We start from the raw sequence: 12,996 nt of genomic DNA on the forward strand, positions 1-12,996 counted from the left end.
GGAGGGGACGGGAATGATCCACCCCCGGGGGGAGGACGCCGCCGCAGGCGGTGCGTAGCGTCGGTGTCGTAGGGCTCGACCACCGGGGTACGAGGCCGACACCTGTGGCCGTTCGGTCGCGGGGGGCGAGAGGAGACAGGATGCTGCAGCTTCGCGGTATCGGCAAGAGCTACGGGGGGCGCCGCGTGCTCGACGACGTGTCGTTCGACGTGCGGCCGGGCCGGCTCACCGGGTTCGTCGGCGGAAACGGCGCCGGCAAGACCACGACCATGCGGATCGTGCTGGGTGTGCTCGCCGGAGACGCCGGCACCGTCACGCTGGACGGCACCGAGGTGACGGCGGCGGACCGCCGCCGGTTCGGGTACATGCCCGAGGAGCGCGGGCTGTACCCGAAGATGAAGGTGCTGGAGCACATCGTGTACCTCGCGCGCCTGCACGGGTTCGCCAAGGCGGATGCCGAGGCCCGCGCCCGCGCGCTGCTCGAGCAGCTGGGACTCGGCGAGCGCCTGAACGACAACGTCGAGACCCTCTCGCTCGGCAACCAGCAGCGTGCGCAGATCGCCGCGGCGCTCGTGCACGACCCGCAGGTGCTCATCCTCGACGAGCCGTTCTCGGGCCTCGACCCGCTCGCGGTCGACGTCGTGGCGGGTGTGCTGCAGGAGCGCGCAGCGGCCGGTGCCGCCGTGCTGTTCTCGTCGCACCAGCTCGACGTGGTCGAGCGCCTGTGCGACGACCTCGTCATCATCGCCGGCGGCACCATCCGCGCGGCCGGCGGCCGGGATGCACTGCGCGCCCAGCACTCGACGCGCCGCTTCGAGCTCGTCTCGGCCGGCGACGCCGGGTGGCTGCGGACCGAGCCCGGAGTCGATGTCCTCGACTTCGACGGCGGCTACGCGGTGTTCGACGCGGACAGCGACGAGACCGCACAGCGGGTGCTGCGCCGGGCCCTCGCACAAGGGGATGTCGCGAGCTTCGCGCCGCAGCATCCGTCCCTCGCCCAGATCTTCCGGGAGGTCATCCAGTGAGCACCACCAACACCCGCCAGGCCCATGCGGTGCTGGGCAGCGGCCAGGCCATCTGGCTCGTCGCCGAGCGCGAGATCGGCTCGAAGCTGCGCAGCAAGGCGTTCGTCATCTCGACCGCGATCCTGTTCGTCGGTGCGCTCGCCCTCGTGATCTGGGGCGGGCTCCAGGCGGCGAACGCGACCGGCACGCCCGTCGCGGTCACCGCCGATGCCCAGCAGTACGTCGTGAACGCAGAAGGCCTCGACGTCACCGAGGTCGCCGACAGATCCGCCGCCGAGGCGCTCGTCGAGGACGGCACGGTCGACGCGGCCGTGGTGGCCGACACGTCGTCGCCCCTCGGCTTCGCCGTGGTCGCGGACTCGTCCCCGCCGACACAGCTGCTGCTGCAGCTCGCGCAGCTGCCGCCGGTCGAGCTGCTGAACCCTGAGGATGTCAACGCCGCGCTCGGCTACATCGCCGCCGTCGGCTTCGGCATCGTGTTCCTGCTCGCCGCGTCGCTGTTCGGCAGCACGATCGCGCAGAGCGTCGTCGAGGAGAAGCAGACCCGCGTGGTGGAGCTGCTGATCTCGGCCATCCCGGTGCGCTCGCTCCTGGCGGGCAAGGTGATCGGCAACACCGTCCTCGCCATGGGCCAGATCCTCATCCTGGCCGCGATCGCGGTGATCGGCCTCACCGTCACCGATCAGACGGAGCTGCTGCAGGGCCTCGGTGCGCCGATCGCCTGGTTCGCGATCTTCTTCCTGTTCGGTTTCATCCTGCTCGCGTCGCTGTTCGCCGCCGCAGCCTCGATGGTGTCGCGGCAGGAGGACATCGGCGCGACCACCGGACCGCTGACGATGCTCATCATGGCGCCGTACTTCCTGGTGATCTTCTTCAACGACAACCCGGTGGTGCTCGCGGTGATGTCCTACGTGCCGTTCTCGGCCCCGGTCGGCATGCCGATGCGGATCTTCCTCGGCGACGCCCAGTGGTGGGAGCCGCTCGTCTCGATCGCGATCCTCATCGCGACCTGCATCGCCGCGATCTTCGTCGCCGCGCGGATCTACGAGAACTCGCTGCTGCGCATGGGCGGCCGGGTGAAGCTCTCGGAGGCCCTCGCCGGCTGAGCGGCGCGATGGCGGGCACGCGGATGCCTCGATCCGGCGCTTCGGCGCCGGATCGAGGCCTCCGTCCGTCCGGCGCGGTCAGCCGCCCATCATCTCCGGCGCCATCTCGCCCACTGCGATGACGTTGCCCGCAGGGTCGCGGAACCACGCGATGTCGGGCCCTCCCTCGAAGCCCCGCGAGATCCCCTTCTCATCTGTGCCGTAGTCGGGGTCGCTGTAGATCTTCGTGGTCACCCCACGGGCGTTGAGGTCGTCGACGGCGGTGTCGACATCGTCCACGCTGAAGTTCAGGATCGTGAACACGGCCGGCTCGTGATCCTCCTTGGGATAGACGAAGACGTGGCCGCCGCCGGGGAGCGCGATGGTGAACCCACCGCCCATCTCCTCGTACACGGTCACGTCGAGCCCCAGGGTGTCGCGGTAGAACGCCACGGCCTCGCCGATGTCGGGTACGGCGAAGCTCGAGAACGGACGATCGGTTGTGAACATGACAGCCTCCCAGTGTGTGTCCCCACGACCACGATCCTCCTGCCGGTCCGGCCTGTCGAGGGGTTCGCCGTCGGCATCGCGGACGGGATCGCACAAGCCCCTCCCGGCCGGCATGGACGACTGAGACGACGCACGCTGGCGCGACACCGTGCGGGAGGCGTTCGCCGCGGGCGGCTTCGCAGAGGCGTTTCGGGCGGGTACTATGACCGGGCCGGCGCTCTCGTCGACATGATCCAGAGCCACCTGCTGCAGGTCATGGCGGTGCTGGCGATGCGCCGCCCGCCACGTTGCACGAGCGGGACTTCCGCGATGCCACCGCAGCGGTGCTGCGCGCGACGCACGTGTGGCAGGACGATCCGGCGGTCGCGTCGCGGCGCGCGCGGTACACCGCGCGCGCGGTCGGCGACCGCCGGCTGCCGTCGTACGTGGACGAGCCGGATGTCGACCCCTCACGCGGTACCGAGACGCTCGCGGAGCTCACCTGCGAGGTGCGCAACGAGCGATGGCAGGGCGTGCCGTTCACCCTGCGCTCGGGCAAGGCGCTCGCCGGCAAGGACGGCGAGGTGGCCGTGACCTTCCGGCCCGTCAACCACGTTCCGGACGGCCTCACGGGCGCCGCACCCGGCTCGGTGCTCCGCTTCTCGCTCGGACCCGACCGCATGGACCTCGAGCTCAACGTCAACGGCGGCGACGACCCCCTGGAGCTCGAGCGCGCGATCCTGGAGGCCGACCTCGGCGCGGGGGCTCTCAAGGCGTACGGCGAGGTGCTGTCGGGCATCCTCGACGCCGACGCGACGCTTGCCGTGCGCGGGGACGCCGCCGAGCAGTCGTGGCGCATCGTCGACCCGGTGCTCGCGGCCTGGCGTGCGGGCGAGGTGCCGCTCGACGAGTACCCGGCCGGCTCGCTCGGACCCGATCACTGGCAGAACCTGCCCTGAGCCACGCCCGGGCCGGCACAGCAGCGCCTGCGCCCGGCACCTCCCGGCCGTCGCGTCGGCAGCGCGGCGGCAGGCCCATCCCGACCAGGCCGGGCGCAGCGTGGCCGGCGCCCCGGACGTCCCCGCGGCGCTCAGCGCTCAGCGCTCCACGAGGATCCCGTCGGCATCCGCCCACACGTGCCTGCCCGGAACGAAGGCGACACCCGCGATCGCCAGCGGAACGTCGACCTCGCCGATCCCGGCCTTCGCGCTCTTGCGGGGGTTCGATCCCAGCGCCTTGACGCCGATGGGCAGCTCGCCGATGGCCACGCGGTCGCGGATCGCGCCGAACACGATGAGCCCGGCCCAGCCGTTCTCGACCGCGGACGCCGCGATGAGATCGCCGACGAGCGCGGACTCCAGCGACCCTCCGCCGTCGATCACGAGCACCGCGCCTGCGCCCGGGGTCGCGAGCAGCTCCTTCACGAGCGCGTTGTCCCGGTGGCACCGCACCGTTCGCACGGGGCCGTCGAACGCCACGCGCCCGCCGAAATCGTGCAGTTGCAGCGCGAGCGAGTCCAGCTCGTCGCCGCGCTCGTCGTACAGGTCAGCCGTGGCGGTGGTCATCCCCTCAGGCTAAGCGCCGGTCACGCCCCCACACACGTTCCCAACTCAGGAAGAATCGCGGGACTTTCGCCGAGCACATGCAGGATTCCGGGGTCCGACGAGAAACCCTCCGCCGGATCTCCTGAGTTGCGCACGCGAACGAGCGTGAGCGGGCGCGCGTGGGCGGGCGCGCGTGGGCGGGCGTCGGGGCGCACGTCAGTGGGCCGCGGGCGGGTTCTCGTCGGGGTGCAGCGTGCTGAAGAACGAGTACGTGTCGCCGTCGGGGTCGGGGCCGCGCTCCTTGAACTCGTTGACGAGCTCGTAGAGACGGTGCTGGAACTCAGTACGGTGCGCGGGCGTGAGCTTGAGGCCGAGCCACGTGGTGTCGAGGTCGTCGGGATCGACACCCTCGATCTGCTGCAGGAACGTCTCGATGAGCACGGGGGAACCGCCGGGCATCGACGTCCGCCACGACAGTCCCGTCGCGCGGTACGGCACCTCGCGCGCTCCCTGCGCACCGGAGCGCTCGGGCTCGGCAGCGAGGTAGCCCGTCTGCACGAGCGTGCGCACGTGGTGCAGCATCGTGCCCGGATTCATCCCGAGCATCTCGGCCAGCTCCTTGTTGGTGCGCGACTCGAACGCGCACAGCCGCAGCACGCGCAGCCGCAGCGGCGAGCTCAGCGCGCGCATCCGCGCCTCCGCCTCGGGATCCCCGCGGCGCAGCTCGACCCGGCCTTCCCCTTCGTCCCCCACATGGCCAGCGTACGCCACCGATTGACAGACCTCAATCAGTGACGCAGACTGATTGACATGTCCCAATCAGACGAGCTGCGCGCGGTCGCCACCCCCGAGGAGCTCGCCGCTGAGACGCTCGCCGAAGCGCGTGCCGAGGCCTCGACCCTCACCTCGCGAGCCGGTGCCGATGAAGCCGTGGAGGCGGATCAGGATGCCGCAGCCGCCGCCGCGACGCGCACCCCCGCCGCCGCCACCACGCCCGCCCCGGCGGCCGGCAAGGGCTCGCTGTGGCGCGACCGCAACTTCCTGACCCTCTGGAGCGGGCAGGCGCTCAGCCAGTTCGGCGCGCAGATCACCGAGCTGGCGATCCCCGTGCTGGCCGTCCTCATGCTCGATGCGACAGAGTGGGAGGTCGGCGTCCTCAACGCCGCGCAGGTCGCCGCCTTCCTGGTGGTCGGACTCCCCGCCGGCGCCTGGATCGACCGCATGCGCAAGCGCCACGTCATGATCGTCGCGGACGGGGTGAGGGCCGTCGCCCTCGGCACGCTGCCCGTGCTCGCCCTGGTCGGCGCGCTCGAGATCTGGCACATGATCGTCGTCGCTCTGATCCTGGGCGTCGCGACGGTGTTCTTCGATGTGTCGAACCAGAGCATCATCCCCTCGCTGGTGCGCACGGATCAGATCGCCGAGGCCAACGGCAAGCTGCAGTCGACCGAGCAGCTGGCCGGCCTCGCCGGTCCCGCGGTCGGCGGATGGCTGGTCGGCGTGCTCGCCGCTCCGCTGGCGATCTTCCTCACCGTCGGCACCTACCTCGCCTCGTTCGTGGCGCTGCTGTTCACCCGCGACCACGAGCGGCTGCGCTCCCCCGACGACCACAAGCCGCTCGTGCACGAGATCGCCGAGGGCCTGCGGTGGGTGTTCGGCAATCCGCTGCTGCGCCGCATCGTCGGCACCACCGGCGTCGCGAACTTCTTCGGCACGATGGCCACCACCCTGCTGCCGATCTTCGCGCTGCGCGAGCTCGGCCTCACGCCGCAGATGGTCGGCATCGTCTTCTCGCTGTCGGCGGTCGGTGGGCTCCTCGGGGCGATCGCGACGCCGCGCATCGTGAAACGGCTCGGCGAGGCGCGGGCGATCCCGATCAGTGCGATCGCCTTCTCCCTCGCCCCGTTCTTCCTGCCCGCGATCTCGCTCGTCCCGGCACTGGCGTTCCCCCTGCTGGTCGTGCAGTTCTTCGTGATGAGCTTCACGATCCTGCTGTACAACATCACGCAGGTCACCTTCCGCCAGCGCATCACGCCACCGCGGCTCCTCGGCCGCATGAACGCCTCGATCCGATTCGTGGTGTGGGGCGTCATGCCCATCGGCGCCCTCCTCGCCGGTGCGCTCGGCACCTGGATCGGCACCGTGCCCACGCTCTGGATCGCCGCGAGTGGCGAGCTGCTGGCCTGCCTCTTCGTCGTCATCGGTCCCTTCTGGGGCATGCGCGAGCTGCCCGACGCCCACGAGGAGCACGGGACCGGCGGGACCGGCGCTGCCGCTTCCGAGGACGGCGGGGGCGCCGAGCCCGGGCGCTGAGCGGGCGAAGATCGCCGGATGCCCCGGCCCGCCGTGCAGGGTCGGGTCGGGGCCTCCGCGCTCCGCGCGCGACGTCGCCGTGCCACACGGCCGGCACCCCCGCCCGGTACCTCACGGCCCGGATTACGGCAAGACGGTGCTGACGGGTGCCCGGTCGTGCTTAGGTTGCTCCATGACGGCGCGCATCGTCTCGATCGGCACGGCGGTCCCTGCGACCCGGATCCGGCAGGACGATGTCCGTGCGCTGTTCGCGGGGCAGGACGGTGTCGATCGCCTCACCCGGCGGCGTATCCAGGCGGTGTTCGACGCCTCGGCCATCGAACAGCGTCACACCGTCCTGACCGACCTGGCCACACCGCCCGGTCCACGGGCGGCGGGGGTTCCCGCCTTCGTCGACGCGGAGGGGCGACTGCTCTCCCCGACGACCGGCACGCGCAACGACCTCTACATCGCCACCGCTCCCGCGCTCTCGGCAGAGGCGGCTCGCGAGGCCCTGCGCGACGGGCGCATCGAGCCGTCGGCCGTCACCCACGTCGTCACCGTGTCCTGCACGGGTCTGTTCGCGCCAGGACCGGACTATCGCCTCGTCCGCGACCTCGGCCTGAGTCCCACCGTCGAGCGCTGCCACCTCGGATTCATCGGGTGCGCGGCCGCGCTTCCGGCGCTGCGGGTCGCGACGGCGCTCGCCGCGACGCGGCCGGACGCCGTGGTGCTGGTGGTCTGCACCGAACTCTGCTCGCTGCACGTGCGCGCGTCTGCCGATCCGCAGCAGATCGTCGCGGCATCCGTCTTCGCCGACGGCGCCGCAGCAGCGATCGTGACGGCGGACCCGGCCGTCGGCCGCGCCGGCGGGCTCGACCTCGAACGCTTCGGCAGCGCGCTCACCGACGAGGGCGAGACCGACATGGTGTGGACGATCGGCGACAACGGCTTCGAGATGGTGCTGTCGGCCGAGGTGCCGCGGATCATCGGCCGTGAGATCCAGGGCGCGGTGGCGCGATTCCTGGGCGACAACGGCGAGCCGGCCGTGTGGGCGGTGCATCCGGGCGGACGCAGCGTGCTCGATCGCGTCGAGACCGGGCTGGGGCTCGGCCCCGACGCGCTGGCCGCCTCCCGCGGCGTGCTGCGCGACTTCGGCAACATGTCGAGCGCGACGATCCTCTTCATCCTCGCGGCGCTGCTGCGCGACGACGCCGTGAGCGACGGCGCCCGTGTCGCCGGGCTGGCCTTCGGTCCCGGGCTCACTGTCGAATCGGCGCTCATGACGAAGCGGCGGGTGGCCGAAGCGGTGGACGACGACATCGCCCTCACCTTGGCGGCATCCGCGTGATGCCGGCGGTGGCCGCCCTCGCTGTCGGCGAGCGTGACGTCCGCGCATCGTGCCGCCCGTCACCCGCGCCCCACATGCTCGCGGGCGGGCCCGCGTGACCCTCGCCGTCCGCGACGAGCGCCTGGCCGAGCTCATGGACGACCCGGCGTGCGACCCCGACCGACTGCGCGCCACGCTGCGGCGGTTCGGCACGATCAACCGCCTCGTCTCGGGGTGGGGCACGGTCTACCGGCGCGAGCTCGCTCCGCACCTGGCGGCGCTGGGGCGTCCCGCACGCGTGCTCGACATCGGCTCGGGCGGCGGCGACCTCGTCATGCGGCTGGCTGCGGCCGCCAAGCGCGACGGCATCGAGGTCGAGTGGACCGGCATCGACCCCGACCCCCGCTCGCACGAGGTGGCGCTCGAGCGCGACGGCATCGACGGCGTGAGCTTCCGGTGCACGGATGCCGCCACCCTGGTCGCCGAGGGCGACACCTTCGACGCCGTGCTGTCGAATCACGTGCTGCACCATCTCGGCGCCGATCTGCCGGTCTTCGTCGCCCAGTCGCAGGCGCTGTCGCACGGACTGGTCCTGCACAGCGACATCGCGCGCTCGCGGCTCGCCTACGCCCTGTACGCGATCGGCATCACGCCGTTCGCGCCCGGCACGTTCCTGCGGACCGACGGGCTTCGCTCGATCCGGCGCAGCTACACGCCGGCCGAGCTGGCCGCCGTGCTCGACGAGGCGAGGCTCGGAACGTGGACTGTGCAGACACCGGCGCCGTTCCGCGTGCTCGCGACGGGTCGCGGTCGTGGCTGACGTCACGATCGTCGGAGCAGGCCCCGTGGGCACGCTGCTGGCGACCGAACTCGCGCGCCGCGACGTCGACGTGAGGATGCTGGAGCGCCGGGCGGCGCTCGGCGACGGCACCCGGGCCATCGGCATCCACTCCCCCGTCCTCGCCGCCCTCGAGCCGTCGGGACTCACGGACCGGCTGCTCGCCGACGCCGTGCGCGTGCGGCGGGGCGAGGCGCGCAGTCGCGGACGCGTGCTCGGCACTGTGCGCTTCGACGCGCTGGCCGCGCGGTTCCCCTTCGTGGCGACGCTTCCGCAGTCGACCACGGAGTCCGTGCTCGGTGCCGGCGCCCCCGAGCCGCTGCGGGGCGCCCGCGTCATCGCGGTGATCCCGCGTGCGAACGGCGTCGTGGTACGGGCGACGCACCTCGGCCGCATCATCGAGTTCGAGAGCCGCATCGTGGTGGTCGCGGGCGGCGCGGGCGGCCGCGACCTCGTCTACCGGCCCGGCCGCCTGGGCGTGCGGGAGTACCGGGACCGCTATCTGATGACGGATGCCGCCACCGCCGGCCGTTCCGACGACGACGTCGCGCTGGTGCACCTCGACCCCGACGGGGTGCTCGAGTCCTTCCCGCTGCCCGGCGGCCGGCGCCGGTTCGTGGCCTGGGATGCCGCCGGCGGCGATGACGCGCCTGACGCCCGCGCCGGACGGCTGCGCGAGGCGCTCGCCCGCCGCGGCGAGCAGGCGGCAGCGAACGCCGTGGAGACGGCGACGTCGTTCGGGGTCCGCCGGGTCGTCGCGCCGCAGCTGCGCAACGGACGGGTGTTCGCGATCGGCGACACGGCGCACGAGGTCAGCCCGATCGGCGGTCAGGGCATGAACCTGGGCCTGCTCGACGCCGTGACCCTGGCCCCGCTCCTCGCATCGTGGATGCGCACGGGCGCCCCGCCCGACGCCGAGCTGCGCAGATGGGAGGAGCGCCGGCTGCGGTCGGCTCGGGCCGCGGCGGCAATGGCGACCGTGAACACCGCCCTCGGCCGCGCGCTGCCGCACACCGACCTGCTGCGCCGCACGGCCGTGCGCGCGATGCTCGCCGGTCCGTCCGGTCGCCTGTTCGCCCGGGCGTACGCGATGGACTTCGACGCCGACGCCTGACCGGCGTTGGGCCCCTCGCCGCAGCATCCGTCCCTTCCTGCCCTTCCTTGGGTTTGGGGCGCATGCCGTGCGCTTGGGGCGCACCGCACGCGCCCCGAACGGACCGGCTGCGCCCCAAACCTCGAAGGGACCGCACGTCAGCCGGCGAGCGCACTGCCCGAGGCGACGAGCTGGACGGCGAGGAGGAGCGCCGCGAGCATCACCAGGCGGAACAGGGTGCGGGTCGGCGGCCGCGCGATCGCTCGCCACGCGGTGACGACCGCGACGGCGACGACCGCCACGAAGAACACCCAGGACACAGCGGACACAGCAGCGAGGTCGCCGCCGGCCGCGCCGAGAAGCACGGCGATCGCACCCCCGACCACTGCGAGCGCCGCAACCACCGCCGACGCCCGGGGGCCGAGCCGATGCGGCAGCCCGCGCACGCCGGTGCGGGCGTCGTCGTCGAGGTCGGGCAGCACGTTGGTGAGGTGCACCGCGGCGCCGAGCGCCGCGCCGGCGATCCACGCCCAGCCGGCCGCGAAAGCGGGGTCGGCGGCAGACAGGGTCGCGAGCGACGGGAAGATCCCGAAGCTCACCAGGAAGGGGACGATGGACCAGGGCGTCGACTTGAGGCCGGCGTTGTACGCCCAGGCGGACCCGAGTGCGAGGGCGTGCGTGGCGAGCATGCGCCAGCCGAGCGGCACCGAGAGCATCAGCGCCAGCGCGAGCAGGCCGATGGCCGCCGCCCACGCGCTGCCGACGGCGACGTCGCCCCGCGCGACGGGCTTGTCGGTGCGGCCGACCTCTCGGTCGCGGGTCGCGTCGAACGCGTCGTTCGAGATGCCCACCGACAGTTGGCCGGCGAACACCGCGACGGTCAGGAGCGCGATGCGCCAGAGTTCGAGCCCGGTCGCGATCCCGAGCGCGAGCGCGAGCGCCGTCACGACGAGCGTCGGCCCGGGATGCGAGGAGCCCCACAGGGCACGGACGGTGCGCACGCTCGATGCTCTCACGGCCCGGTCCCCGACCTCAGTCGTCGAGCAGCTCAGTCTTCGAGCAGCTCGGCCTCGATCACGTCGTCGTCGTCCGCGGCCCGCTCGGCCACGGACGGGCCGTCGCTGGTGAGCACAAGCGACGAGCCGTCCGCCGCGACATCCACGCGCACGACGTCGCCGTCGCGCACTCCGCCCGACAGCAGCGCCATCGCGAGGCGGTCCTGGATCTCGGACTGGATGAGCCGGCGCAGCGGCCGCGCCCCGAACACCGGGTCGTAGCCGCGCTCGGCGAGCCAGGCCCGGGCGTCGGGCGTGACCGCGAGCGCCAGGCGGCGGTCCTTGAGGCGCCGCTGCAGCGCGAACACCGCGAGCTCGACGATCTGCGCGAGGTCGTCCTCGCTGAGCGCCGAGAACATGACGATGTCGTCGAGCCGGTTGAGGAACTCGGGCTTGAAGGCCTGCCGCACGATCGCCATGACGGTGTCGCGCTTCTGCTCGGCCGACAGCGTCGGGTCGATCAGGATCGGCGAACCCAGGTTCGAGGTGAGCACGAGGATCACGTTCGTGAAGTCGACCGTGCGCCCCTGCCCGTCGGTGAGGCGCCCGTCGTCCATGACCTGCAGCAGCACATCGAACACCTCGGGGTGCGCCTTCTCGACCTCGTCGAGCAGCACGACCGAGTACGGGCGCCGACGCACGGCCTCGGTGAGCTGTCCGCCCTGCTCGTAGCCGATGTACCCCGGAGGGGCGCCGACGAGGCGCGAGACCGTGTGCTTCTCGCCGTACTCCGACATGTCGATGCGCACCATGGCGTGCTCGTCGTCGAACAGGAACTCGGCGAGCGCCTTGGCCAGCTCGGTCTTGCCGACGCCGGTGGGGCCGAGGAACAGGAACGAGCCGGTCGGGCGGCCGGGGTCGCTGATGCCCGCCCGCGAGCGGCGCACCGCATCCGAGACCGCCTTGACCGCCTGCTTCTGCCCGATCAGACGCTTGCCGAGTTCGGCCTCGAGGTGCAGCAGCTTCTCGGTCTCGCCCTGCAGCAGGCGGCCGACCGGGATGCCGGTCCACGCCGCGATGACAGCCGCGATGTCCTCTTCGGTGACCTGGTCGTTGACCATGCGGTCGCCGGCGGGCTCCTCGCGCTCGGCCTCGACCAGCTGCCGCTCGAGCGCCGGGATCTCGGCGTACAGCAGGCGCGACGCCTTCTCGAGGTTGCCCTCGCGCTGCGCGCGCTCGGCCTCCATGCGGGCGGCGTCGAGCTTGGTCTTGAGGTCGCCGACGCGGTTCAGCGACGCGCGCTCGCGCTCCCAGCGGCCCTGCAGCTCGCCGAGACGCTGCTGCTCCGTGGCGAGCGTCTCGCGCAGCGCCGCGAGGCGCTCCTTCGACGCGTCGTCCTTCTCCTTCTTGAGCGCGAGCTCCTCCAGCTTCAGGCGGTCGACGTGACGACGCAGCTCGTCGATCTCGAGCGGCGCCGAATCGATCTCCATGCGCAGCCGCGATGCGGCCTCGTCGATGAGGTCGATGGCCTTGTCGGGGAGCTGCCGCGACGGGATGTAGCGATGGCTGAGGGATGCCGCGGCCACGAGCGCGGCATCCGCGATGGCGACCTTGTGGTGGGCCTCGTACCGCTCCTTGAGCCCGCGCAGGATTGCGACGGTGTCCTCGACCGAGGGCTCGCCGACGTAGACCTGCTGGAAGCGGCGCTCGAGCGCGGCATCCTTCTCGATGAACTCGCGGTACTCGTTGAGGGTGGTCGCGCCGATGAGGCGCAGCTCGCCGCGCGCGAGCATGGGCTTGAGCATGTTGGATGCCGCGACCGACCCCTCGCCGCCTCCGGCGCCCATGAGCACGTGCAGCTCATCGATGAACGTGATGATGCGGCCGTCGGACTCGGCGATCTCCTTGAGCACGCTCTTCAGGCGCTCCTCGAACTGGCCGCGGTACATCGCACCGGCGACGAGCGCGGAGATGTCGAGGGTGACGAGCTCTTTGTTCTTGAGGGACTCGGCGACGTCGCCCGCGACGATCCGCTGGGCGAGGCCCTCGACCACAGCGGTCTTGCCGACGCCGGGCTCGCCGATGAGAACGGGGTTGTTCTTGGTGCGCCGGGTCAGCACCTGGCTGACGCGGCGGATCTCGCTGTCGCGCCCGATGACGGGGTCGAGCTTGCCCTGGCGGGCACGGTCGGTGAGGTTGATCCCGAACTGCTCGAGGGCGCTCTGCGCGTCCTCCTGCCCGGGCTGTTGTGTGGCGTTCATGTCTCTCCTGAAATCCTTGATCGCGAAAGTTGAGTCGCGTAGGC

The 12,996-nt window shown here is 72.0% G+C and carries 11 protein-coding genes and 1 pseudogene; 7 read left to right on the plus strand and 5 right to left on the minus strand.

The features are described 5' to 3' along the window. Window positions 1-140: 140 nt before the first annotated feature. Window positions 141-1,025: an ATP-binding cassette domain-containing protein gene (locus MRBLWS13_RS11750; protein WP_349425558.1), complete on the plus strand. Its 885-nt coding sequence runs from the start codon at window positions 141-143 to the stop codon at window positions 1,023-1,025. Further along, complete coding sequence (locus MRBLWS13_RS11755; RefSeq protein ID WP_349425559.1) at window positions 1,022-2,131, plus strand: ABC transporter permease; 1,110 nt, start codon at window positions 1,022-1,024, stop codon at window positions 2,129-2,131. The genes MRBLWS13_RS11750 and MRBLWS13_RS11755 overlap by 4 nt, the downstream gene beginning before the upstream one ends. Window positions 2,132-2,209: 78 nt before the next feature. Here MRBLWS13_RS11755 and MRBLWS13_RS11760 read toward each other — a convergent pair whose 3' ends face one another. After that, entirely contained in the window at window positions 2,210-2,620 is a 411-nt protein-coding gene (locus MRBLWS13_RS11760) for a VOC family protein (RefSeq protein ID WP_349425560.1), read from the minus strand. A 195-nt stretch (window positions 2,621-2,815) separates the two neighbouring features. Here MRBLWS13_RS11760 and MRBLWS13_RS11765 point away from each other — a divergent pair. Beyond that, window positions 2,816-3,558, plus strand: a pseudogene (locus MRBLWS13_RS11765) (glucose-6-phosphate dehydrogenase); the annotation flags it as partial. Between the two features lie 138 nt (window positions 3,559-3,696). Here MRBLWS13_RS11765 and rraA read toward each other — a convergent pair. Next, the gene (gene rraA / locus MRBLWS13_RS11770; protein WP_349425561.1) at window positions 3,697-4,164 is read right to left on the minus strand and encodes a ribonuclease E activity regulator RraA; all 468 of its coding nucleotides are present in this window, start codon (window positions 4,162-4,164) and stop codon (window positions 3,697-3,699) included. 195 nt (window positions 4,165-4,359) lie between these two features. Then, a complete protein-coding gene (locus MRBLWS13_RS11775; protein ID WP_349425562.1) occupies window positions 4,360-4,896 on the minus strand; it encodes a winged helix-turn-helix domain-containing protein in 537 nt (178 codons plus the stop codon). 57 nt (window positions 4,897-4,953) lie between these two features. Between MRBLWS13_RS11775 and MRBLWS13_RS11780 the strand changes: the two genes are divergently transcribed. The 4 genes from MRBLWS13_RS11780 to MRBLWS13_RS11795 all read left to right on the plus strand — a co-directional run bounded on the left by MRBLWS13_RS11780 (window position 4,954) and on the right by MRBLWS13_RS11795 (window position 9,717). Beyond that, the gene (locus MRBLWS13_RS11780) at window positions 4,954-6,456 is read left to right on the plus strand and encodes an MFS transporter (RefSeq protein WP_349425563.1); all 1,503 of its coding nucleotides are present in this window, start codon (window positions 4,954-4,956) and stop codon (window positions 6,454-6,456) included. 172 nt (window positions 6,457-6,628) lie between these two features. Continuing rightward, a complete protein-coding gene (locus MRBLWS13_RS11785; RefSeq protein WP_349425564.1) occupies window positions 6,629-7,786 on the plus strand; it encodes a type III polyketide synthase in 1,158 nt (385 codons plus the stop codon). A 94-nt stretch (window positions 7,787-7,880) separates the two neighbouring features. Continuing rightward, on the plus strand, window positions 7,881-8,585 hold the full coding sequence (locus tag MRBLWS13_RS11790) for a methyltransferase domain-containing protein (RefSeq protein ID WP_349425565.1): 705 nt from the start codon (window positions 7,881-7,883) through the stop codon (window positions 8,583-8,585). After that, window positions 8,578-9,717 (plus strand): NAD(P)/FAD-dependent oxidoreductase, encoded by a 1,140-nt coding sequence (locus MRBLWS13_RS11795; RefSeq protein WP_349425566.1) that lies wholly within the window; start codon window positions 8,578-8,580, stop codon window positions 9,715-9,717. Before MRBLWS13_RS11790 ends, MRBLWS13_RS11795 begins: the two co-directional genes overlap by 8 nt. A 137-nt stretch (window positions 9,718-9,854) precedes the next feature. Here the strand turns inward: MRBLWS13_RS11795 and MRBLWS13_RS11800 are convergent, their stop codons facing one another. Further along, window positions 9,855-10,697: a UbiA family prenyltransferase gene (locus MRBLWS13_RS11800; protein WP_349425567.1), complete on the minus strand. Its 843-nt coding sequence runs from the start codon at window positions 10,695-10,697 to the stop codon at window positions 9,855-9,857. 47 nt (window positions 10,698-10,744) lie between these two features. Beyond that, on the minus strand, window positions 10,745-12,952 hold the full coding sequence (locus MRBLWS13_RS11805; RefSeq protein ID WP_349425568.1) for an AAA family ATPase: 2,208 nt from the start codon (window positions 12,950-12,952) through the stop codon (window positions 10,745-10,747). Window positions 12,953-12,996 lie beyond the last annotated feature (44 nt).

The sequence above is a fragment of the Microbacterium sp. LWS13-1.2 genome (assembly GCF_040144835.1).
Lineage (GTDB): Bacteria > Actinomycetota > Actinomycetes > Actinomycetales > Microbacteriaceae > Microbacterium.